Origin of the sequence: Pseudomonas kuykendallii, from assembly GCF_900106975.1 — a bacterium.
GTDB lineage: Bacteria > Pseudomonadota > Gammaproteobacteria > Pseudomonadales > Pseudomonadaceae > Pseudomonas_O > Pseudomonas_O kuykendallii.
Genome location: NZ_FNNU01000004.1, coordinates 130,518 through 152,565, shown reverse-complemented (window position 1 = coordinate 152,565; position 22,048 = coordinate 130,518). Strand labels below are relative to the sequence as shown.

The 22,048-nt window shown below is 67.2% G+C and carries 16 protein-coding genes, 1 other RNA gene and 1 pseudogene; 10 read left to right on the top strand and 8 right to left on the bottom strand.

What is annotated here, in order from left to right; genetic code table 11:
* Window position 1: 1 nt before the first annotated feature.
* Both gcvH and BLV15_RS14045 read right to left on the bottom strand, forming a co-directional pair.
* Window positions 2-385 (bottom strand): glycine cleavage system protein GcvH, encoded by a 384-nt coding sequence (gene gcvH / locus BLV15_RS14050; protein ID WP_090229438.1) that lies wholly within the window; start codon window positions 383-385, stop codon window positions 2-4.
* A gap of 293 nt (window positions 386-678) precedes the next feature.
* Window positions 679-2,214, bottom strand: coding sequence for a sigma-54-dependent transcriptional regulator (locus BLV15_RS14045; protein WP_090229436.1), 1,536 nt, complete (start codon window positions 2,212-2,214; stop codon window positions 679-681).
* A gap of 210 nt (window positions 2,215-2,424) precedes the next feature.
* On the opposite strand from BLV15_RS14045, the gene BLV15_RS14040 reads away from it, so the two are divergent.
* From BLV15_RS14040 to ligA, 4 genes are all read left to right on the top strand, one after another.
* Window positions 2,425-3,084, top strand: a complete 660-nt coding sequence (locus tag BLV15_RS14040; protein ID WP_090229433.1) for a GntR family transcriptional regulator — start codon at window positions 2,425-2,427, stop codon at window positions 3,082-3,084.
* A gap of 26 nt (window positions 3,085-3,110) precedes the next feature.
* A complete protein-coding gene (gene smc / locus BLV15_RS14035) occupies window positions 3,111-6,599 on the top strand; it encodes a chromosome segregation protein SMC (protein ID WP_090229431.1) in 3,489 nt (1,162 codons plus the stop codon).
* Window positions 6,600-6,753: 154 nt separating this feature from the next.
* On the top strand, window positions 6,754-7,560 hold the full coding sequence (gene zipA, locus BLV15_RS14030; protein ID WP_090229428.1) for a cell division protein ZipA: 807 nt from the start codon (window positions 6,754-6,756) through the stop codon (window positions 7,558-7,560).
* Window positions 7,561-7,647: 87 nt separating this feature from the next.
* Window positions 7,648-10,026, top strand: a complete 2,379-nt coding sequence (gene ligA, locus BLV15_RS14025; protein ID WP_090229426.1) for an NAD-dependent DNA ligase LigA — start codon at window positions 7,648-7,650, stop codon at window positions 10,024-10,026.
* Window positions 10,027-10,121: 95 nt separating this feature from the next.
* On the opposite strand, the gene BLV15_RS14020 is transcribed toward ligA, so the two are convergent.
* The 6 genes from BLV15_RS14020 to BLV15_RS13995 form a co-directional block, all read right to left on the bottom strand.
* On the bottom strand, window positions 10,122-11,609 hold the full coding sequence (locus BLV15_RS14020; RefSeq protein WP_090229424.1) for an efflux transporter outer membrane subunit: 1,488 nt from the start codon (window positions 11,607-11,609) through the stop codon (window positions 10,122-10,124).
* Between the two features lie 10 nt (window positions 11,610-11,619).
* The gene (locus tag BLV15_RS14015; protein WP_090229422.1) at window positions 11,620-12,546 is read right to left on the bottom strand and encodes an HlyD family secretion protein; all 927 of its coding nucleotides are present in this window, start codon (window positions 12,544-12,546) and stop codon (window positions 11,620-11,622) included.
* A complete protein-coding gene (locus BLV15_RS14010) occupies window positions 12,539-12,733 on the bottom strand; it encodes a DUF1656 domain-containing protein (RefSeq protein ID WP_090229419.1) in 195 nt (64 codons plus the stop codon). Before BLV15_RS14010 ends, BLV15_RS14015 begins: the two co-directional genes overlap by 8 nt.
* A complete protein-coding gene (locus BLV15_RS14005) occupies window positions 12,723-14,861 on the bottom strand; it encodes an FUSC family protein (RefSeq protein ID WP_217632892.1) in 2,139 nt (712 codons plus the stop codon). Before BLV15_RS14005 ends, BLV15_RS14010 begins: the two co-directional genes overlap by 11 nt.
* Before the next feature lie 118 nt (window positions 14,862-14,979).
* Window positions 14,980-15,912 (bottom strand): LysR family transcriptional regulator, encoded by a 933-nt coding sequence (locus BLV15_RS14000; RefSeq protein WP_090229416.1) that lies wholly within the window; start codon window positions 15,910-15,912, stop codon window positions 14,980-14,982.
* 329 nt (window positions 15,913-16,241) lie between these two features.
* A complete protein-coding gene (locus BLV15_RS13995) occupies window positions 16,242-16,520 on the bottom strand; it encodes an HU family DNA-binding protein (protein ID WP_090229412.1) in 279 nt (92 codons plus the stop codon).
* 210 nt (window positions 16,521-16,730) lie between these two features.
* Here BLV15_RS13995 and BLV15_RS22545 point away from each other — a divergent pair.
* From BLV15_RS22545 to recR, 6 genes and pseudogenes are all read left to right on the top strand, one after another.
* A pseudogene (locus BLV15_RS22545) lies at window positions 16,731-17,507 on the top strand (HAMP domain-containing protein); the annotation flags it as partial.
* A 78-nt stretch (window positions 17,508-17,585) separates the two neighbouring features.
* Window positions 17,586-18,365 (top strand): methyl-accepting chemotaxis protein, encoded by a 780-nt coding sequence (locus BLV15_RS22540; RefSeq protein WP_376747761.1) that lies wholly within the window; start codon window positions 17,586-17,588, stop codon window positions 18,363-18,365.
* A 128-nt stretch (window positions 18,366-18,493) separates the two neighbouring features.
* An RNA gene (gene ffs / locus BLV15_RS13985) (signal recognition particle sRNA small type) lies at window positions 18,494-18,590 on the top strand.
* A gap of 193 nt (window positions 18,591-18,783) precedes the next feature.
* Window positions 18,784-20,838 carry a DNA polymerase III subunit gamma/tau gene (gene dnaX, locus BLV15_RS13980; protein WP_090229407.1) on the top strand — a complete coding sequence of 685 codons (2,055 nt, stop codon included), beginning with the start codon at window positions 18,784-18,786 and terminating at the stop codon, window positions 20,836-20,838.
* Window positions 20,835-21,161, top strand: a complete 327-nt coding sequence (locus BLV15_RS13975; protein ID WP_090229404.1) for a YbaB/EbfC family nucleoid-associated protein — start codon at window positions 20,835-20,837, stop codon at window positions 21,159-21,161. Before dnaX ends, BLV15_RS13975 begins: the two co-directional genes overlap by 4 nt.
* 274 nt (window positions 21,162-21,435) lie before the next feature.
* On the top strand, window positions 21,436-22,035 hold the full coding sequence (gene recR / locus BLV15_RS13970; protein ID WP_090229400.1) for a recombination mediator RecR: 600 nt from the start codon (window positions 21,436-21,438) through the stop codon (window positions 22,033-22,035).
* Window positions 22,036-22,048: the final 13 nt, after the last annotated feature.

Sequence of the window (22,048 nt, the reverse complement as noted above, 5' to 3'; positions counted from 1 at the left end):
ATCAGGCCTCGGCGTTGGCTTTCAGCAGGCGGTCGTAGGCAGCTTGGTCGAGCAGGCCGGCCACCGCATCCACATCGGACGGGCGGAAGCGGAAAAACCAGCCGCCCTCCAGCGGTTGCTCGTTGACCCGTTCCGGGCTGGCTTCCAGCTCCGGGTTGATCTCCACGACTTCACCCGCCAGCGGCATGACGATGTTGCTCGCCGCCTTCACCGATTCCAGTACCGCGACTTCGGCGCCGGCCTCGTAGGCCTGCAACTCGGGGAGTTGCACGAAGACCACGTCGCCGAGTGCGTCCTGGGCGAACGCGGTGATGCCGACGGTAACCAGGCCATCGCTGTCCAGGCGCAGCCATTCGTGATCGACGGTGAAACGCAACTCGCTCATGTGAACTCCTGTTGGCGGCTTCCCGCTGCTGTGGCGGGATAAACGGTGCGCCCAGGCATGGGGCGCGGTTGCGCAGGTCATAGCAAGCCGGGTGCCATGATAAAAATATCGTTATTTATCAGTATTATAGGTATTTCAGGCGGCGGCGTGGCGCACCGTGCTGTAGCGAAATCGCTACGCGGCCAATGGTTTCCGTGGAAATCAGCGCCTAGAGCCTGCGCAGGCTGTGTCGATGGCTCTGTTTGTAGTGATATCGCTACGCTGTTTCGATATCGATACGGGTTCTCAAGCCGTCAGGCCTTGCCCGGAATGCCGTACTTGCGCAGGCGCTGGGCGATGGCTGTGTGCGAGGTCTGCAGCCGCTGCGCCAGTTGCCGGCTGGAAGGGTAGCTGGCGTAGAGCTTTTCCAGCAGCGCGCGCTCGAAGTCGCCGACCGCCTGTTCCAGGCTGCCGACCTCGCCTTCGCCCTGCCGCGCCACCTCGGTCCCGGCGATGTCCAGGTCGTCGATATCCACCAGGTTGCTCTCGCTGATCGCGGCGGCGCGGAAGATCACGTTCTGCAACTGACGCACGTTGCCCGGCCAGCGGTTGGCCAGCAGTGCCGGATAGGTGCCGGGCGCCAGGCGGCAGGGCGGGCGCTGGATCTGGGCGCAGGCCTGGGCCATGAAGTGTCCGGCGAGCAGGAGAATATCCTGGCCGCGGTCGCGCAGCGGCGGCACGTCCAGCTTGAGCACGTTGAGGCGGTAGAAGAGGTCCTCGCGAAAGCTGCCGTCGCCGACCATCTTTTCCAGGTCGCGGTGGGTGGCGCTGAGGATGCGCACGTCCACCTTCACTTCGCGTTCGCCGCCGACCCGGCGGAAACTGCCGTCGCTGAGAAAGCGCAGCAGCTTGGCCTGCAGGTAGGGCGACATCTCGCCAATCTCGTCGAGGAACACGGTGCCTTTATTGGCCAGCTCCAGCAGGCCCGGCTTGCCACCGCGGGCGGCACCGGTGAAAGCGCCAGGGGCGTAGCCGAAGAGCTCGCTCTCGGCGAGGTTTTCCGGCAGCGCGGCGCAGTTCAGCGCGAGGAAGGGCGCATTGCGCCGGCTGCTGACGGCGTGGCAGGCGCGGGCCACCAGCTCCTTGCCGGTGCCGGTTTCGCCGTGGATCAGCAGCGGCGCGTCGAGCACCGCGACCCGTTGCGCGCGGGCTTTGAGCGTGCGCAACGGTGGCGAGTCGCCGAGCAGGGCATCGAAGCCCTCGGCGTGGTCGTGGTGCAGCGCCGCCAGGCGTTCGCCGATGCGGCTCGGCGAGTACAGCGTGAGCAGGCCGCCGGCGAGATGGCGCTGGTCGGTTTCGACGGCCTCGGTGATCGGCATCGCGTCGAGCAGCAGCGCCTGGCCGTTGAGGGTGACTTCGCGCAGCGGGAGGCGGAAGTCCTCGTCCAGCAGCGCCTGTTGCAGTTGCGCGTCGGCGAACAGCTCGCCCAGCGTTTCGCCTTCGAGCTGGCGCCCGCACACCGCGATCAGCGCCGGGTTCGCCAGCAGCACCCGGCAATTGGCGTCCACCGCCAGCACCGGATCAGCCATGGCGGCGAGCAGCGCGTCGAGCTGAAGGCGGCGGTGCTGGCCGGGCAGGATGTCGACCACGTTCACCGCCTGCACGCCGCTGACGTTGAACAGCGCGCCGCGCAGTTCGTCGAGCACCTGGGCGCTCAGGGTTGGCGCATCGATGTAGACGTTCGGCGGCACCATCTCGACGGCGTCGAGGTTGAGGTTGCGCCCGCCGAGGAGGGCCAGCACCTCCTGGGTGATGCCGACGCGATCGATGAAGGTGACGTGGATGCGCATGGAAATCCGGGTTCGTGAACGAACGCGAATTATGCCCGCTACGTCGCCCCGGTGCGACGCCATGTAGTCCATCGGGAGCGGCTTGGTGAGGGGTGGCCTTATGCTACAATCCGCGCCCGGCCGGCTCCCAGACGCCGGTCTGCAGGCGATGCCTGCCTCCCCGAGTCACCTTGTACCCCGTCGCTCGGCATTCTGTTTCGAAGGAAAATCATGACGTTCACAGCCCCGGACAGCGTGTCCGAGCAGATAGCGCGGCATATCGCCGAGCGGATCATCCATGGCCAACTCAAGGAGCGCGAGCGTATCCAGGAGATCAAGGTGGTCAAGGCGCTCAATGTCAGCCGTGGCTCGGTGCGCGAGGCGCTGCTGATTCTCGAGCGTCGGCACATGGTGGACATCCTGCCGCGACGCGGTGCCCAGGTCTGCGAGCTGACCCCGCATCACGTGAAGTCCCTGTATGCGCTGGTGACCGAGCTGTACATCCTGCTCAGCGACGCCGTTGCCGATCGCTGGCGGCGCCCGGAAGAGCTGCAGCCCTTCGTCGAGGTGCAGCAGCGCCTGATGCGGGGCATGCAGCACGAGGATGCCGATGTATTCATCGAGGCCAGCATGGAAGCCGTAGCCGCCACCTTCCCGTTCGCCGACAACCCCTACCTGCAAAGCGTGGTCGAGAACCTGCAGCCGGCGATCGCGCGCACCTATCACCTGGCGATCAATGGGCATCCGGAAGAGATGAAGGAAATGATGAACGCCTACGGCCACCTGTTTCAGGCGGTGATCGATCGCAATCCGCCGCGTATTCGTGAGGTAGTCGCCCGCTATTGCCAGCATAATTGCCAGATGGTGCTGGCTGCTCTGGCCAAGCGCTGAACGAATCCCCGGGGGCGAGGCGGCACATGCGGTTGAAAAGCATCAAGCTGGCGGGCTTCAAATCCTTCGTCGACCCGACCACCGTGAGCTTTCCCAGCAACATGGCCGCCGTGGTCGGGCCTAACGGGTGTGGCAAGTCGAACATCATCGACGCCGTGCGCTGGGTGATGGGCGAGAGTTCGGCGAAGAATCTGCGCGGCGAGTCGATGACCGACGTCATCTTCAACGGCTCCAACACCCGCAAGCCGGTGACCCAGGCCAGCATCGAGCTGATCTTCGACAACTCCGACGGCAGCCTGACCGGCGAATACGCCGCCTTCGCGGAAATCTCCATCCGCCGCCGAGTCACCCGCGACGCGCAGAACACCTACTTCCTCAACGGCGTGAAATGCCGTCGCCGCGACATCACCGACATCTTCCTCGGCACCGGCCTGGGCCCGCGCAGCTACTCGATCATCGAGCAGGGGATGATCTCCAAGCTGATCGAGGCCAAGCCCGAGGACCTGCGCAACTTCATCGAGGAAGCCGCCGGCATCTCCAAGTACAAGGAGCGCCGCCGCGAGACCGAGAGCCGCATCCGCCGCACCCACGAGAACCTCGCGCGCCTGACCGACCTGCGCGAAGAGCTGGAGCGCCAGCTCGAACGCCTGCACCGGCAGGCGCAGTCGGCGGAGAAATACCAGGAATACAAGGCCGAGGAGCGTCAGCTCAGGGCCCAGCTCGCCGGCCTGCGCTGGCGTGCGCTGAACGAACAGGTCGGCCAGCGCGAAGCGGTGATCGGCGATCAGGAGGTCGGCTTCGAGGCGCTGGTCGCCGAACAGCGCAACGCCGATGCCAGCATCGAGCGTCTGCGCGACGGTCACCACGAGCTGTCCGAACGCTTCAATCAAGTCCAGGGCCGCTTCTATTCCGTGGGCGGAGACATCGCCCGCGTCGAGCAGAGCATCCAGCACGGCCAGCAGCGCCTGCGCCAGTTGCAGGACGACCTGCGCGAAGCCGAGCGCGCGCGCCTGGAAACCGAATCCCACCTGGGCCACGACCGCACGCTGCTGGCGACCCTCGGTGAAGAGCTGGCGGTCCTCGAACCCGAGCAGGAAATGGCCAGCGCCGCGGCCGAAGAGTCGGCGGCGATGCTCGAAGACGCCGAGGCCGGCATGCACGGCTGGCAGGAACAGTGGGACAGCTTCAACCAGCGCAGCGCCGAGCCGCGCCGTGCCGCCGAAGTGCTGCAGGCGCGCCTCCTGCAGCTGGAGCAGAGCCTGGAGCGGCTCGCCGAACGCCGCCGTCGCCTGGATGACGAGCGCGCCTTGCTTGCCGCCGACCCGGACGATGCGGCGATCCTCGAACTGAGCGAGCAACTGGCCGTCAGCGACATGCACCTCGAGGAGCTCCAGGCCGCCGAGCAGGCGCTGGCCGGACGGCTCGAGCAACTGCGCGTCGAACTGCAGCAGACGACGCGCGAGCAGCAGCAGGCGCAGGGCGACCTGCAACGCCTCGACGGTCGCATCGCATCGCTGGAAGCGCTGCAGCAGGCGGCGCTGGACCCGGGCAAGGGAACCGGCGAATGGCTGCGCGAGCAGCACCTGGATCGCCATCCGCGCCTGGCCGAGGGGCTGCGCGTCGAGCCGGGCTGGGAGCTGGCGGTGGAAACCGTGCTCGGCGCCGACCTGCAGGCGGTGTTGCTGGACGACTTCGCCGGGCTCGACCTGCAGGGTTTCGAGCAGGGCGACCTGCGCCTGCTCGATCCGGGCAAACCCTCCGCACGCCAGCCGGGCAGCCTGCTGGACAAGGTCGAGGCGCCGGTCGATCTGGCGCCTTGGCTGGCGCGGGTTCGGCCCGTGGAAAGCCTCGATGCGGCGCTCGCTGGCCGCGCTGCGCTGGGCGAGGGCGAAAGCCTGATCAGCCGCGACGGCTACTGGGTCGGCCGGCACTTTTTACGCGTGCGCCGTGCCAGCGAGGCGGAAAGCGGGCTGCTTGCCCGCGGCCAGGAACTGGAGTGCCTGCAGGCCGAGCGCGGCGAACGCGAAGCGCGCCTGGAACAACTCGACGAGCGCCTGCAGCAACGGCGCGATGAGCAGCGCAGCCAGGAAGACGCGCGCGAACGCCAGCGCCGCCTGCTGCAGGACGAAGCGCGCCAGCAGGGCGAACTCAAGGCGCAGCTGTCCGCGCGCCAGGCCAGGCTCGAACAGCTGACCCTGCGTCGCCGGCGCCTCGAAGAAGAACTCGGCGAACTGGACGAGCAGCGCGCGCTGGAGCACGAGCAACTCGGCGAAGCGCGCCTGCAGTTGCAGGACGCCCTGGACGCGATGGCCACGGACAGCGAGCAGCGCGAGCAACTGCTGGCGCAGCGCGACGCCCTGCGCGAGCGCCTCGACCGCGTCCGCCAGGAAGCCCGGCAGCACAAGGACAACAGCCATCAGCTGGCGGTGCGCGCCGGCTCGCTGAAGGCCCAGCACGATTCCACCCGGCAGGCGCTGGAGCGTCTGGAGCAACAGTTCGAGCGCGTCATCGAACGCCGCGAGCAGCTCAGCCTCAATCTTGAGGAGGGCGAGGCGCCGCTGGAGGAACTGCGCATCAAGCTCGAGGAACTGCTCGAACGGCGCATGGGCGTGGAGGAAGAACTCAAGCAGGCGCGCCTGGCGCTGGAAGACGCCGATCGCGAGCTGCGCGACGCCGAGAAGCGCCGCACTCAGGCCGAACAGCAGGCGCAACTGCTGCGCGGTCAGTTGGAGCAGCAGCGCATGGAATGGCAGGCGCTGACGGTGCGTCGCAAGGCCCTGCAGGAGCAACTGCTCGAGGACGGCTACGACCTCCACGGCGTGCTCGGCAGCCTGCCCGCCGAGGCCAGCGAAAAGGGCTGGGAGGAGGAACTGGAGCGGCTCGCCGCGCGTATCCAGCGCCTCGGTCCGATCAACCTGGCGGCGATCGACGAATACCAGCAGCAGTCCGAGCGCAAGCGCTACCTGGATGCGCAGAACGCCGACCTCGTCGAAGCGCTGGACACCCTGGAAAACGTCATCCGCAAGATCGACAAGGAAACCCGCAACCGCTTCAAGGAAACCTTCGACCAGATCAACGGCGGGTTGCAGGCGCTGTTCCCGAAAGTCTTCGGCGGCGGCCAGGCCTATCTGGAACTAACCGGCGAAGATTTACTCGATACCGGGGTGGCGATCATGGCGCGCCCGCCGGGCAAGAAGAACAGCACGATTCACCTGCTGTCCGGCGGCGAAAAGGCACTCACGGCGTTGGCGCTGGTGTTCGCGATCTTCCAGCTCAATCCCGCGCCGTTCTGCATGCTCGACGAAGTGGACGCGCCGCTGGACGACGCCAACGTCGGCCGCTATGCCAGGCTGGTCAAGGAGATGTCGGAAACCGTGCAGTTCATCTACATCACCCACAACAAGATCGCCATGGAGATGGCCGATCAATTGATGGGGGTGACGATGCACGAGCCCGGTTGTTCGCGGCTGGTGGCGGTGGACGTCGAAGAGGCGGTTGCGTTGGTCGAAGCCTGAGCGAAGCACTGCACTTTAACCGTTCGTCGTGCTAGCTTAGGGACCCATTTCAGTATGCGCGGAAAACACCTGTAAGAACATACAGTTGCCGCGTTTCAAGGGGCAGGATGCCCTTCTTCATTTTTCATATTCAAGGTAGGGGTCATAGGATTTCATGGAGCTGCGCTATTGGCTGATCGTTGTCGGTATCATCGTAATCGTCGGCATCCTGTTCGATGGCTGGCGGCGCATGCGCGGCGGTAAAGGCAAACTCAAGTTCAAGCTCGACCGTAGTTTCTCCAACCTCCCCGATGACGAAGGCGACCCCGAACTGCTCGGCCCGCCGCGGGTGATCGAGCGCAACGCGCACAACGAACCGCAGCTGGACGAAGGCGATCTCCCCTCCATGAGCGCGCGTGACGGCAAGCGTCGCGGCGAGCCGCGCCAGGGCGACCTGGAGCTGGGCAGCGAAGAGCCGGTGCCGACCCTGCTCAGCCCCGTCGACGAAGACCTCGCTGCCGGCAAAGGCGAACCCCGCGACCTACCGCCGGTCGAGGAAGTGCTGGTGATCAACGTGATTTCCCGCGATGCGCTCGGCTTCAAGGGCCCGGCGCTGTTGCAGAACATCCTCGAAAGCGGCCTGCGCTTCGGCGAGATGGACATCTTCCATCGTCACGAAAGCATGGCCGGCAACGGCGAAGTGCTGTTCTCCATGGCCAACGCGGTCAAGCCGGGCACCTTCGATCTGGACGACATCGACCTGTTCAGCACGCCGGCGGTGAGTTTCTTCCTTGGCCTGCCAGGCCCGCGTCATCCCAAGCAGGCCTTCGACGTGATGGTCGCCGCCGCGCGCAAACTGTCCCAGGAGCTCAACGGCGAGCTGAAGGACGACCAGCGCAGCGTGCTGACCGCGCAGACCATCGAGCACTACCGCCAGCGCATCGTCGAGTTCGAGCGCCGCGGGCTGACGATGAGACGCTGATTCGTTTCCTGGCCAGGGACCTCGCGCCCCTCGCCGCCAGTCAAAGAGAGCAGCCCTGGCTGCTCTTTTGCTTTTCGAGACACGAGAATGACCGACGCCGCCCTACCTGCCCAGCAGGCCGCCGAACGCATCGCCGCCCTGCGCAGCGAAATCGATGCGCACAACTACCGCTATTACGTCCTCGACGAGCCGAGCGTGCCGGACGCCGAGTACGACCGCCTGTTCAAGGAACTTCGCGCCCTGGAGGCCGAGCATCCCGAACTGGTCACCGCCGAGTCGCCGACCCAGCGTGTCGGGGGCGAAGCGCTGGCGGCGTTCGGCCAGGTGCGCCACGAAGTGCCGATGCTCAGCCTGGGCAACGCCTTCGAGGAACAGGACCTGCTGGACTTCGACCGCCGCGTGCGCGAAGGGCTGGACCTGCCGGCCGGCGATCTGTTCGGCGGCGGCGCCGAGGTGGAGTACAGCTGCGAGCCCAAGCTCGACGGCCTGGCGGTGAGCCTGCTCTACGAAAACGGCCAGCTGGTGCGCGGCGCCACGCGTGGCGACGGCAGCACCGGCGAAGACATCAGCGCCAACGTGCGCACCGTGCGCAACATTCCACTCAAGCTGCACGGCAGCGGCTGGCCGGCGGTGCTGGAAGTGCGCGGCGAAATCTACATGCCCAAGGCGGGCTTCGAGGCGCTCAACGCGCGGCAGCTGGAGAATGGCGGCAAGACCTTCGCCAACCCGCGCAACGCCGCCGCCGGCAGTCTGCGCCAGCTCGATCCGCGGATCACCGCGTCACGCCCGCTGGAGCTCTGTGCCTACGGTGTCGGGCGCAGCGACGGCGGCCTGCCGGGTAATCACATCGACATGCTCAAGGCGCTGAAGGGCTGGGGCCTGCCGATCAGCCGCGAGCTGAAGCTGGCAAAGGGCATCGCCGAATGCCGGACCTACTACCAGGCGATCGGTGAGAAACGCGATGCGCTGGCCTACGAGATCGACGGCGTGGTGTTCAAGGTCAACGACTTCGCCCAGCAGCGCGAACTGGGCTTTCGCGCCCGTGAGCCGCGCTGGGCCATCGCGCACAAATTCCCGGCGCGCGAGGAAATCACCGAGCTGCTGGGCGTCGAGTTCCAGGTCGGCCGTACCGGCGCGATCACCCCGGTGGCGCGGCTGAAACCGGTGCAGGTGGCGGGCGTGACGGTGTCCAACGCGACCCTGCACAACATGGACGAAGTGGCGCGCCTGGGCGTGATGATCGGCGACAGCGTGATCGTCCGCCGCGCTGGCGACGTGATTCCGCAGATTCTCGGCGTGATCGCCGAGCGCCGCCCGGCCGATGCGCGCGCGGTGCATGTCCCGGAGCGTTGCCCGGTGTGCGGCTCGGCCGTCGAGCGCACCCAACTGGTCAAGCGCAGCAAGGGCCGCGAATCGGTCAGCGAAGGCTCGATCTATCGCTGCGTCGGGCGGCTCGCCTGCCAGGCGCAACTCAAGCAGGCGATCATCCATTTCGTCTCGCGCCGCGCCATGGACATCGACGGCCTGGGCGACAAGATCGTCGAGCAACTGGTCGACAAGGGCCTGGTGGCGTCGCCGGCGGACCTCTACACGCTGACCTACGAACAGGTCGTCGAGCTGGAAGGCTTCGCCGAGCTGTCGACGAAGAACCTGCTGGCGTCCATCGACAAGAGCCGCACGCCCAGCCTGGCGCGCTTCATCTTCGCCCTCGGCATTCCCGATGTCGGCGAGGAGACGGCGAAGTTGCTGGCCCGCGCCCTCGGCTCGCTGGAGCGCATCGGCAAGGCGTTGCCCGAGGTGCTCACCTACCTGCCGGACGTGGGCGGCGAAGTGGCCCACGAGATCCACAGCTTCTTCGGGGACGCGCACAACCGCGAGGTGATCGCCCAGTTGCGCGAGCGCGGCGTGGCGTTTCAGGAGGAGGGCGAGCTGCACGCTGAATTTGCTGCCTGCGCGAGCCTGGCCGGCTTCATCGACAAGCTGAACATTCCCTTCATCGCCGCCACCGGCGCGGAAAGACTGGCGGCCCGCTTCGGCTCGCTGGAGGCGATCATCGGCGCCGACTGGCTCGACCTGCGCCAGGTCGAACGGCTCAACGAGAAGGCCGCGCGCGCGCTGCGCGACTTCTTCGACGCGCCGGAAAACGCCGAACGCGCGCGCGCCATCGAGGCGCAGCTGCGCGAATTCGGCATGCACTGGGACAGCGAGCGCAAAGCTGCCGCCGGGCTGCCATTGGCCGGCCAGACCTGGGTGCTCACCGGCACGCTGGAGGCGATGAGCCGCGACCAGGCCAAGGAGCGGCTGGAGGCGCTGGGCGCCAAGGTCGCCGGCTCGGTATCGGCGAAGACCCACTGCGTCGTCGCCGGGCCGGGCGCCGGCTCCAAGCTGGCCAAGGCCAACGAGCTGGGACTCAAGGTGCTGGACGAGGCGCAGTTCATCGCCGAGCTGGAAACGCTGCAGCAGTAGGCCGGTCGTCGTTGCTGCCCGATGTCCGGTCGACGTGTGACGGCTTCGGCCGCTGCACGTGAGGCGATGACGCGGCTCCGCCAGGTGCCTACGCGTCACCGAGTCGCCGTCGTCTCCGCGGCGTTGCGGTGGTCGGAAACACCCGGCGCGTTGTCCGCCCCGCCTGCTCCCAGCGCCTTGTACAAGGCGATTTCCCCACGCCGTTGCGCCAGTTGGCTGAGGGCCAGTGCATCGCGTGCCTGGTTCAGGCTGCGCTGCGTTATCAGCACCGGCAGGTAGGCGCTCAATCCTCGCGTATATAGCTGGCTGGCCTGTTGCAGTGCCTGCTGGCTGTCGACCACGGCCTTCTGCAGCGCGGCTTGTCGTTGGCGTTCGCCGTTCCTCGTGGTCAAGGCGTCCTCCACGTCGCGTAGCGCCGCACGCAGGTCCCGCTCGTAGATGCGCCTGACAGCGTCGGCGTTGGCCTGCGCCGCGGTCATGCCTGCCCGCGTGCGTCCGACGTCGTAGAGGGAGTGGCTGCCCTGCATCGCCGCCGACCACGCCAGGCTGGCGCCGGAGAACAGGTCGTGGATGACGCTGGCGCTGGTGCCGAACCCCAAGGGAATGCGGAACCTGGGGAAGCGTTCGGCCTCGGCTACGCCGATCTTCGCGGTGGCGGCGGCCAGGCGGCGTTCGTCCGCGCGCAGGTCGGGGCGTTGGCGAATGACGTCCGAAGGCAGCGACAGCGGCAAATCGGCTGGCATGGGCAACGCGGGCGCGGGCGCGGGCGTGGCGAGGGCGGCATGCCAGTCGCCGGGAAACCCGCCCGTCAGCACGCCTATGGCATGGCTGAAGCGGGCGACGTCCGCATGCAGCAAAGGTGGCTGCGCCTCGGCCATTTCGCGCTCGGCGCGGGCCTGGGTGACATCGGCCAGCGTTCCCAGGCCGCTGCGCTGCGCCCGTTCGGCCAAGCGCTCGGCTTCGACCAGCGTGCGGATGCTGTCCTGCGCAATGAGCAGGCGCTGTTGCGCGGTACGCAGCCCTGCGTAATCGGACACCACCTCGGCCACCAGGCTCAGCCGCAGCGCACGACGGTCCTCGGCCAGCGCCTGGATGCCGGCATCGGCGGTCTCGACCGCGCGGCGCGTGGCGCCGAACAGGTCCGGCTCCCAACTGGCATCGAAGCCCAGGTGCCAGGTTCGCGCCTGTCCGCCGGGCTGCGAGCCGAGTGCCTTGCTGCCACGCACGGCCTCGCCGGCAACGCCGATCGAAACCTCGGGCAGGCCGGCCGCGGCGATCTGCACGCGCTCGGCGCGGGCCTTACGCAGGCGCGCCAGGGCGATGTCCAGGTCCTGGTTGTGCGCCAGGGCCTGATCGACCAGGCGGTCGAGCAAGGGATCCTGAAAGGCGAGCCACCAAGTGCGCAGGTCGTCGTGGTCGCCATCGGGCGGGGCTGCGTCGGCCTCGATCCAGTGCGCGGGCACGTCCGGCGCCTGCGTCTGGTAGTCCGGGCCCACAGTGGTGCAGCCGGCCAGGACGCTCAGCAGCGAGGCCAGCAGTGCCTGCCGAAGGCGCGGCGGCGTGCGAGGGAGGGATGCATGCATGGACTCGCCCTCACATCCAGCGGTGCAGCAGCGAGATCAGCCGGCCCTGGAGCACCGGCGCGCCTGCCGAGGGCGTGACCTCGATGCTGCCGGTCATGCCGGCTGCCAGCACGACGTCCTGCGGGACATGCTCGAATTCGATGCGCACGGGAATACGCTGCGCCAGCCGGACCCAGCTGAAGCTGGGTTCCACGCTCGGCAGGCCCTGCGCGTCGGCCTGCTGGTTGCTGTCGGTGATGCCCCGCCCGATGCTGGCCACCCGCCCCGGCAACACCGGATCGAACCCCATCAGGCGGATGCGCGCCGCCGCGCCAGGCTGGATGCCGTGCAGCTTGGTTTCCTCGAAGTACCCGGTGATCCAGAAGCTGCGGGCGTCGATCAGGGCGATGTTCGGCTGGCCCGCCACGGCGTAGTCGCCCTTGTTCAAGCGCAGGTGCGTGACATAGCCATCGGTCGGTGCGCGCAGCACGGTGCGCGCCAGGTCCAGCTTCGCCCTGTCCACGGCGACCTGCGCGCTGCGCAGTTCCGCCTGGGCGATGGCCACCGCCTGGTTCGCGCGCTGGATTTCCTCGGCGGGCACCAGGCGTTCCAGACCCCGGCGCCGCCGCGCCTCCTCGGTCTTCTGGCGCAGCGAGACGTCCGCCGCCGCCCACTGCGCCTCGGCCTGGGCCAAGGCCAACGCGAAACTGGCGCTGTCGATGCGGTAGAGCACGTCGCCCTGTTTGACGTATTGATCGTCCGTGACCGGAACCTCGGCGACGGTGCCAGGCACCTCGGGGGCGATGTGCACGATTTGCGCGCTGACCCGGCCATCGCGTGTCCAGGGGGCGACGACGTAGGCGCTCCACAGTGCGCTGACCAGCAGGCCGGCAGCGACGGCCATCGCGAGGGTGAATCCTGCCCGTAGCAGCTTGGCGGGGAATGAACGTTCAGACATAGAGCACCAGAAGGGAAACGAGGCAGAGGGATATGGCGAACTCGAACAGGCCCGGATGCCACACCCGGCGCAGCATTCCGCTGCGGGCGAGCACGAAGCGAAGGCCCAGGTAGATCGGCAGGGCCACGCAGGCGTAGACGAAGAAGGGCGGCAGGTAGATGCCGGCGAAGGAGAACTCACTGAGCATGGGCGTGGCTTCCGGAGGTCGGTACGACGGCATCCGCATGGCGCTCCAGCAGCGCGGCGATGTCGAGCAACACGACCGTCACGCGTCGCACGTCATCCATCGCGGTGTCGGCGCGCGCCGGCAAACGCGCCAGGGAGGTCGCCGCGCGACGGGCATGGCGCGCGGCCCGAGCGGGATCGCCGGCCAGCTGGCGCATATGGCGCAGCGGGCGCGCCACCACGCGTGGCCATTCGGCATCCTGTTGCGCCTCGCGCAGCCAGCGTCGCAGGCGCAGGACTTCCCGGCCCAGATGCAGGCTGTTCAGCGCCTGGGCGATGGCGCGGTCCATCGCCTGCGGCTGCGTCCTGAGCAATGCACCGAGTTGCGCGATGCGGTGCTGCTGGCGCCATTGCCAGGCTTGCGCATCGGCCGGCTCGCCGCGCAAGGTGCCCAGCGCTTCGTCGCGGATGCGCTGGCGCAGGCGCGTGACGTCGCGCACTGGATTGCGCGGCAGCACGATCCTGAAGCCCAGCAGGGTGAAACAGGTCGCCAGAATCCAGGCCATGGCGCTATTGAGGAACAGCGCGAAGTCGTAGCGCATCGGGTTGTCCGGCGCCGCCAGCGATGTGAATGCGACCAGGTAGGCCACACCCGCCAAGGCATGGCGCGGCATCGTCGTGGCATACACGCCGGGTAGCCAGAACAGGCACAGGACCACCAGCAGCAGCGGTAGGCCGCAGAGGTGCGGCAACACGATGAAGGTGCACAGGAGGGCCATCGCCACGGCGGCCGCCGTGCCCTTGATGAATTCGATGGCGCCCAGCACGGGGTTGGGCGCGGTGGACAACAGTGCACAGGCGGCTGCCAATCCGGCCAGCATCATGTTGCCGTCGGTCCAGCCCGTGGCGATCCAGAAGGCGCCGCCCATGATCACGGTCAGCAACGCGCGCATGCCATTCTCCAGGGCTGCTGCGGTATCGCGGTGGAACGGCACGGAGACGCGCGCCGGCGTCGGCCTGGGCTGGTGGAAACGCTCGATGCCCTCGAGGGCTTGCCGGTAATCGTCGAGCTGCTCGATCAGGCGATCGCCCGCGATCATCAGCGCGGCCTGCCCGTCGGCGTCGTCCATCGAGGTCGCGGTGAGCGCGGCCACCATCCGGGCGCGCAACTCGGCCAGCCGGAGGATGGCAAGCGCCCTTCCGGCCGGGCCGGGTTCCCGCTCCAGCACCTGCCCGACCTCCCGCCATGTCTGTTCCCAGTCCGGCTGCAACGCGCCCAGCGCAGCGAGGCCGGCGCGATGTTCGCGCAGGGGCGGCACGCCGCCCACCAGGGCGGAGAACAGCGACACCATCGTATGTCGCACTGTACCGGCACGATGGGCGAGATCGGCGGATTCGGCCTTTCCCAGCGCCAGCAGGTCGTCCACGCCATACACCTCGGTGATGAGGTTGTGCCGATCTGCGTCCAGGGGCTTTCCGCCGGGTACGGCGCTGCCTTGAATGGCCTGGTGATGCCCTGCCAGCACGTCCGCGGTGGCGGACGCCAGGCGGTCGAGCAGCGCGGCCACGCGGCTGTGCACGCTGCGGCTGCTGAACAGGGCCGAGACCAGCGCCAGGCAGACCACGCCGATCAGCACGGAAGCGCCGCGCCCCATCACCTGGTCGAAGGTGCGTTCCGGATGCTGCATGGCACCGTAAGCCGCCAGGCCCACGGTGTAGCCGGCCAGCGTGGCGCCATAGGCCCGAAAATGACGCAGCAGGGTCATGCCCGCCACGCAGATTCCCAGCCACAGGCCAAAGCCGAGCAGGAACAGCCAGGGCATCTGGCCGAAGGCGCTCATCAGCACGAAGGCCGCCAGCATGCCGACCAGCGTGCCCAGGACACGCCACGTTCCCTTGCCGATCACGCCACCCTGAAGGGGGTTGATGACGAGCAGCACGCTGGAGGCCGCCGCGTAGGGCGCGTGCAGTTCCAGCAGATAGGCCACCACCAAAGCGAGGCAGGCGGCTAGCAGCGAACGCATCACATAGGCTGCACGGGGTGTCGTCAGATCCAGATACGGCAGCCCGCGCGCCAGCCTTTCCCAACGCCGCGAGCGCGGTGGAACGTCGCCCGAATCCGCTTCAGGCACATTCGCCGAATGCATCATTCAATCCTTCCTGCGGTGACCGATGCGCGTCACCGTAGGCAGAGCCAACGATTCCGGAAAGTGAATTTACTGCACTCGCATGAGTGCGCTAAACGCACGCATAGGAGCAGGCCGTGCGCTATGGCTTGGCGCGCTTCGCCGTCTGCGCCTGGCTTTCGTTGCAGAGCGTATGAATGGTCTGTCGCAGCCATTGATGGGCCGGGTCGCTCTCCAGGCGCGGGTGCCAGGCCTGTGTCAGAAGCACCGTTTCCAGCGGCGTCGGCAGCTCGAACAGGCGAATGTGCAGGCCCGCGGCCAACGCACTGCTGGCGAGATGCCGGGGCAGGGGCAGCAGCAGGTCCGAGTCCTGCAGCGCGAACAGCGCGGTGTACGGATTGGGCACCACCAGGGCGACATGCCGGCGCAGCCCCTGCGCTTCCAGCGCGGCATCGACCGGCCCGGCAGCCTTGCCGCGCCGTGAGACGTTGATGTGTTCCCAGCGGGTGAGGCGTTCGGACGTGATCTCGTCGTCGAAAATCGGATGGTTGACGCGCGCGACGCCGACGAATGTCGTGGTGAACAGCGACTGCACGCGAATCTCCGGGCCGAGCGTGCGGGAAGCGCTGATGAACAGATCGATGCGGCCGCTGCGCAGCGCCTCGTCGTCCACGTCGTCTTCCTCCGGCGAGAAGCGCAGCATCGCCCGCGGCATCTCCCGTGCCATCGCGTCGAGGAGATGGCCTAGATGGATGCTCACGAACTCATCAGTGGCGCGGACGTTGAAGCGCCGTTCCAGCGACTTCAGGTCGATCTCGGCGCCGGACGAGAACACCTGCGAGGCCTGTTCGACCGCCATCCGCACCTGCTCGCGCAGTGCCAGCGCCTTGGGCGTGGGCATCAGCTTGCGGCCGACCTGGACGAACACCGGGTCGCCCAGCGCCTCGCGGATACGGCTCAAGGTGCGGCTCATCGCCGGCGCGCTCAGGTGCATGCGGCGCGCGGCGCCGATGACGCTGCCCTCGTCCAGCAGGGCGTCCAACGCCAGCAGGAGATTGAGATCGGGACGTGGCACGGGTTGCCCTCTTGATATTTACCTGCATGCAATCCTAGAGCTTTCTGGATAACGGCTAAAGCATGCAGAAGCGGTTGGAACCAGCTTTTATTTCCTTCGTGGCGATCTGTCACGGACGCCGGGCCACGGCATTGCGCCGCTCGAGGGGCTTGTCTGGGCGCGGATCGATTGCAGCACGGGCTTCGCCGTGATGACCCATCGGAAAGCCGAGCCGCACAGGGGGAAAGAGGGTTTCGGAAAGCGCCGACCTATGTCGGGTCGCCCAGCAAATTGCGCTGCTGGAGAAAAGAAAAAACCGGCCTCGGCCGGTTCTTTCGTTTCGCTGACACTCAGTTCAGCGCGTCGCTCAGTGCCTTGGCCGGCACGAACTTCACCACCTTCTTCGCGGCGATCTCGATGGCCTTGCCGGTCTGCGGGTTGCGCCCGGTGCGTGCCGGACGGTCGCCGACCTTCAGCTTGCCGATGCCCGGGAGGGTCAGTTCGCTACCGTTTTCCAGGGCGTCGCTGACGATTTCGCCGAGCTGCTCGAGAACGGCGCGGACGGTTGCCTTGGGCGCGTCGGTGGCTTCGGCGATATCGGTGATCAGTTGGTCTTTGGTCAGGGCCATTGTGCTGCTCCGTAGTGCGGTGCGTGAGTGCGCCGGCAGTCTAACCCGCCAGGCTGCACGCCAACCATCGCGGGATGGTCGCAGTCGCGTTGCGATTTCGCGGCGCTTGCGAAGCGCTGCTAGATTGAATTCATCCGTGATCGCCTGTGCCAGTCGCGCCGGACCGAAGCGATAGCTATCCGCCAGCAATAATGAAGAAAGGAGCTGTTCATGCTGCAATCCTTCGCCGACCTCAACTTCCGCTGGAAGATCGCACTGCCCATTCTTCTGCTTGCAGCCCTGCTGATCATCACCGGTGCGCTGGGCATGCAGACGATCCGCTCGGTGGCGTCGGCGAGCGAAGCCTTGAGCCGCCATCACCTGCCGGCGATCACACTGCTGCTGAATGCCGACCGCGACCTTTATCAGGCCTTCGTCGCGGAGCGCAGCCTGCTGAGCGATGAAAACGGCCAGCAGGGCGACGCGTTGCGCAAGTCGCATGCGGAAAACCTGCAGCAGAGCTACGACCGCGTGCACAAGTACGCGGCCACGCAGCAGGAGCCGAAGGTCCAGGAACTGGTCACTCGCTTCGAGCAGGGCTTCGCGCTGTGGAAGGCGACGTCGTTGCGGGTGGTGCAACTGGCGGCAAGCGATCCCGCGGCGGCGCGCGCCCTGAGCTTCGGCGACAGCGAGACCCAGTTCGGAAGCATGCGCGAGGCGATCGACGAACTCGGCAACCTCGAGGAGCAGGCGGCCAATCAACAGGGCGAGCACGCGGATGCCAACAGCCGAAGCGGCCTCTGGCAGCAGGGTCTGGTGGTCGGCCTGGCCCTGGCGCTCTGCCTGGTGCTGGTGCTGGCATTCCCCTCGCTGATTACCCGGCCGTTGCAGTTGCTGCTGCATCGCATCGAGCAGATCGCCGATGGCGACGGTGACCTGCGCCCGCGCCTGGAGGTGTCTTCCCGCGATGAGCTGGGCCGCCTGGGCGTGGCGTTCAACCGCTTCCTCGACAAGCTGCAGCCGCTGATTCGCGAAGTCGGCCGGGTGACCGGCGAGGTCGCCGATTCCGCCCGGCAGCTTTCCGGCATGGCGGCGGCGAACGATCAACTGATCGGCCGCGAGCATCTGGCGGTGGATCAGGTCAGCACCGCGGCCACGCAGATGAGCGCCGCGGTGAACGAGGTCGCTCGCAGTGCGCAGAACGCGGCCGAGGCCGCGCAACGGGCGGACGAGCAGTCGCGCGAAGGCGCCGAGGTGGTCGGTTCCACCATCGGTTCGATCCGTGCGCTGGCGCGCGACGTGGAAAGCGCGTCCGAGCGCATTCGCACCCTGGAGCACGAGGCGCAGCAGATCGGCGCGGTGTTGGCGGTGATCAAGGGCATCGCCGACCAGACCAACCTGCTGGCGCTGAACGCGGCCATCGAGGCGGCCAGGGCAGGGGAGCAGGGCCGCGGTTTCGCCGTGGTCGCCGATGAGGTCCGCGCGTTGGCCGGGCGCACGCAGAACTCGACCAACGACATCCAGCAGATGATCGAACGGCTGCAGCAGGGCGTGCACAACGCCGTGACCGCGATGCAGGCCGGCAGCCAGCAGGCGCGCGACAGCGTGGAGCGTGCCGCGGGCGTCGACCAGGCGATCGGGCGCACCGGCGAGTCGGTGCAACGGATCAACGACATGGCCGCGCAGATCGCCACCGCCTGCGAGGAGCAGAGCAGCGTGACCGAGGAAATCGCCCGCAACATCAGCGATATTCGCGACCTGTCGAACCAGGCGGCGCAGACGTCCGGGGAAAGCACGCGGGCCAGCGAGCACCTCTCGGCGCTCTCCGAAGGGCTTGCGCAACTGGTCGGCCGGTTCCGTGTGTGAGGTCGGTGACGCGTGCCAAGTGCTTGTGTGGGATAGTTTTTCTTTAACGGCCGCTGCCGGTTGTAAGTTGCCGGCGAGTCGGTACAATGGCGCGGCCCATCGCCAGGTGGGCGTCGTTATGGTGGCCCTGCCGGTCCCCCCGCAACGATCAGCCGTGAACCCGGTCAGGCCCGGAAGGGAGCAGCCGCAGCGGTGACATCGTGTGCCGGGGTGTGGCTGGTAGGGCTGCCTCCATAACGCTCTTCGCGACACCTTATCTCTTCCGTTCCCCGATCCTTTTGCCTCGCGCGGCGTTGCGATTGCCGGCGTTCGTCTGCGCCTGGCCAATGGATGCATTCGCTGGCGGCAAGCCGGATGCAATTTGCCCGGTGCTCCGCTAGCATTAGCCCTCCTTCCGCTACCCTGCTGCGACGGTTCGATGAGTTATCAGGTTCTTGCACGAAAATGGCGTCCGCGCTCGTTCCGCGAAATGGTCGGCCAGACCCATGTGCTCAAGGCCCTGATCAATGCGCTGGACAACCAGCGCCTGCACCACGCCTATTTGTTCACCGGCACGCGTGGCGTGGGCAAGACCACCATCGCGCGGATCATCGCCAAGTGCCTGAACTGCGAGACCGGCATCACCTCGACGCCCTGCGGCACCTGCTCGGTGTGCCGGGAGATCGACGAGGGGCGCTTCGTCGACCTGATCGAGATCGACGCCGCCAGCCGCACCAAGGTCGAGGACACCCGCGAACTGCTCGACAACGTGCAGTACGCGCCGAGCCGCGGGCGCTTCAAGGTCTACCTGATCGACGAAGTGCACATGCTCTCCAGCCACTCGTTCAACGCGCTGTTGAAGACCCTGGAAGAGCCGCCGCCTTACGTCAAATTCATCCTCGCCACCACCGATCCGCAGAAACTGCCGGCGACCATTCTTTCGCGCTGCCTGCAGTTCTCGCTGAAGAACATGACGCCCGAGCGGGTGGTCGAGCATCTCACCCACGTGCTTTCCGCGGAAAACGTGCCGTTCGAGGCCGACGCGCTCTGGTTGCTCGGCCGCGCCGCCGATGGGTCGATGCGCGACGCCATGAGCCTCACCGACCAGGCCATCGCCTTCGGCGAGGGCAGGGTGCTGGCCGCCGACGTGCGCGCCATGCTCGGCACGCTGGACCACGGGCAGGTCTACGGTGTGCTGCATGCGCTCATCGAAGGCGATGCGCGGGCGATGCTCGAGGCGGTGCGCCGCCTGGCCGAGCAGGGCCCGGACTGGAACGGCGTGCTCGCCGAGATGCTCAACGTGTTGCACCGCGTGGCCATTGCCCAGGCGCTGCCGGATGCGGTGGACAACGGCCAGGGCGACCGCGAACGGGTGCTCGATCTGGCCCAGGCGCTGGCCGCCGAGGACGTGCAGTTCTACTACCAGATGGGCCTGATCGGCCGCCGCGACCTGCCGCTGGCGCCGGACCCGCGTGGTGGTTTCGAGATGGCGCTGCTGCGCATGCTGGCGTTCCGTCCGGCGGATGCCGACGGCGCGCCGAGTACACCGCTAAAGAATCCGGGAATCAGCAGGGCCACCACTGATTCCACGACCAACCCGGTGGCCGGCGCCGACATTGCCGCGCCGGTTGTGCAATCCGTCGCCGTTGCGCCAGCGCCGGTGGACCTGACGCCACCTGCGCCGGCCGAGCCTGCTCCGGTAGCGGTTGCCGCCCCTCCGCCCGCGCCGGTTGCGCCCGTCGCCGCGGAAAAGATCAATCCTCCCTGGGAAGAATCCGAGCCGGTCGAAGCCGCTGTCGCCACGGAACCGGTAGCGGCGCCGTCACCCACCAGCGCCGAGGCCGCCGACGCGCCGGTCATCCGGTCGGCGGAAGTAAGCGAACCGGTCGACCATCCGGCCGCCAGCGAAGCCCAGGTGCTGGATGTCGAGACCGACGCGGATGACGATGACGACGAGCCACCGCCAGCCGACGAGTATTACGAGGTCGACGGCGAAGCGTTCGATTACCTGGAGTCGCTCGGCGACGAAGCGGCCGACGACAGCGCCACCGATGCGCAGAGCCTGGCCGACGTGCAACCCGCCACGGGCCTGGCGGCGGAATGGCTCGAACTGTTCCCGCGTCTCGGCCTGAGCGGGCTGACCGGCAGCATCGGCGCCAACTGCAGCCTGGTGGCGGTGGAAGGCGACGTCTGGCGCGTGCACCTGGAGCCGACGCAGAGCGCGTTGTTCAACGCCAACCAGCAGCGCCGGCTGAACGATGCGCTGAACCAGTATCTGGGCCGCACCCTCAAACTCGAGGTCGAGGTGCGCAAGCCCGAGCAGGAGACCCCCGCGCAAATGGCCGCGCGCAAGCGCGCCGAGCGCCAGCACCTGGCGGAGGTTGCGATCCAGTCCGACCCGCTGGTGCAGCAGATGATCCAGCAATTCGCCGCGGTGATCCGCGACGGTACGATCGAACCCGTTGAAACCCTGAATACCGAGGTGACCCCATGATGAAAGGTGGCATGGCCGGCCTGATGAAGCAGGCCCAGCAGATGCAGGAAAAAATGCAGAAGATGCAGGAAGAGTTGGCCAATGCCGAGGTCACCGGGCAATCCGGCGCCGGGCTGGTCAGCGTGGTGATGACCGGTCGCCATGACGTCAAGCGCGTCAGCCTGGACGACAGCCTGATGCAGGAAGACAAGGACATCCTCGAAGACCTGATCGCCGCCGCGGTGAACGATGCGGTGCGCAAGATCGAGCAGAACAGCCAGGAGAAGATGTCGGGTATGACAGCCGGGATGCAGCTGCCCCCAGGCTTCAAGATGCCCTTCTAGTTCGTTTGTGCCGTCCATGGACGGCACCGGCCGGCGTTGCCGACGAACTCGGAATCCTCATGTGCAACAGCACACTCCGGTTCCTCGTCCGTCGGCGCCTTGTCCGCTACCGCCCCTGAGCGCCCCGTTCCATTCGTTCTCCTGAACCTAGGGTGGATGTCGCTTCACCCCTCCACCACGGCGCTGCCGGTGGCATTCAAGGTGTAGTTCACCTGCGTGAGGGGCTGTTACAGCGCTGTACCTTCGTCCGTTCGCACTCACTTCGGTAATGTCCATGAGCTTCAGCCCGCTGATTCGCCAACTGATCGATGCCCTGCGCATCCTGCCCGGTGTGGGGCAGAAGACCGCGCAGCGCATGGCGCTGCAGATGCTCGAGCGCGACCGTAGCGGTGCGCTGCGGCTGGCGCATGCGCTGAACGAGGCGATGGAGCGGGTCGGGCACTGCAAGCGCTGCCGCACGCTCTGCGAGGAAGAACTCTGCCCGCAGTGCGCCGATCCCAATCGCGACGACAGCCTGCTCTGCGTGGTGCAGGCGCCGATGGACGTGTTCGCGGTGGATCAGACCGGTTTTCGCGGGCGTTACTTCGTACTCAAGGGGCACCTGTCGCCACTGGACGGGCTCGGCCCCGAGGCGATCGGCGTGCCGGAGCTGTTGGCGCGCATCGCCGAGGGCGCGTTCAGCGAGGTCATCCTGGCTACCAATCCGACGGTGGAAGGCGAGGCGACCGCTCACTACATCGCCCAGTTGCTGATTCCCAAGGGGCTTTCGGTGTCGCGGATCGCTCATGGCGTGCCGCTGGGTGGCGAGTTGGACCTGGTCGATGGCGGCACCCTGGCGCATGCCTTCAATGGCCGCAAGGCCATCACGCTGTAGGTCCGCTCGGATT

What these genes read in the sequence shown, in the direction of transcription:
- gcvH (WP_090229438.1), bottom strand. Translation starts at nt 385, where the DNA reads ATGAGCGAGTTGCGTTTCACCGTCGATCACGAATGGCTGCGCCTGGAC.
- BLV15_RS14045 (WP_090229436.1), bottom strand. Translation starts at nt 2,214, where the DNA reads ATGCGCATCCACGTCACCTTCATCGATCGCGTCGGCATCACCCAGGAG.
- BLV15_RS14040 (WP_090229433.1), top strand. Translation starts at nt 2,425, where the DNA reads ATGACGTTCACAGCCCCGGACAGCGTGTCCGAGCAGATAGCGCGGCAT.
- smc (WP_090229431.1), top strand. Translation starts at nt 3,111, where the DNA reads ATGCGGTTGAAAAGCATCAAGCTGGCGGGCTTCAAATCCTTCGTCGAC.
- zipA (WP_090229428.1), top strand. Translation starts at nt 6,754, where the DNA reads ATGGAGCTGCGCTATTGGCTGATCGTTGTCGGTATCATCGTAATCGTC.
- ligA (WP_090229426.1), top strand. Translation starts at nt 7,648, where the DNA reads ATGACCGACGCCGCCCTACCTGCCCAGCAGGCCGCCGAACGCATCGCC.
- BLV15_RS14020 (WP_090229424.1), bottom strand. Translation starts at nt 11,609, where the DNA reads ATGCATGCATCCCTCCCTCGCACGCCGCCGCGCCTTCGGCAGGCACTG.
- BLV15_RS14015 (WP_090229422.1), bottom strand. Translation starts at nt 12,546, where the DNA reads ATGTCTGAACGTTCATTCCCCGCCAAGCTGCTACGGGCAGGATTCACC.
- BLV15_RS14010 (WP_090229419.1), bottom strand. Translation starts at nt 12,733, where the DNA reads ATGCTCAGTGAGTTCTCCTTCGCCGGCATCTACCTGCCGCCCTTCTTC.
- BLV15_RS14005 (WP_217632892.1), bottom strand. Translation starts at nt 14,861, where the DNA reads ATGATGCATTCGGCGAATGTGCCTGAAGCGGATTCGGGCGACGTTCCA.
- BLV15_RS13995 (WP_090229412.1), bottom strand. Translation starts at nt 16,520, where the DNA reads ATGGCCCTGACCAAAGACCAACTGATCACCGATATCGCCGAAGCCACC.
- BLV15_RS22540 (WP_376747761.1), top strand. Translation starts at nt 17,586, where the DNA reads ATGGCGGCGGCGAACGATCAACTGATCGGCCGCGAGCATCTGGCGGTG.
- dnaX (WP_090229407.1), top strand. Translation starts at nt 18,784, where the DNA reads ATGAGTTATCAGGTTCTTGCACGAAAATGGCGTCCGCGCTCGTTCCGC.
- BLV15_RS13975 (WP_090229404.1), top strand. Translation starts at nt 20,835, where the DNA reads ATGATGAAAGGTGGCATGGCCGGCCTGATGAAGCAGGCCCAGCAGATG.
- recR (WP_090229400.1), top strand. Translation starts at nt 21,436, where the DNA reads ATGAGCTTCAGCCCGCTGATTCGCCAACTGATCGATGCCCTGCGCATC.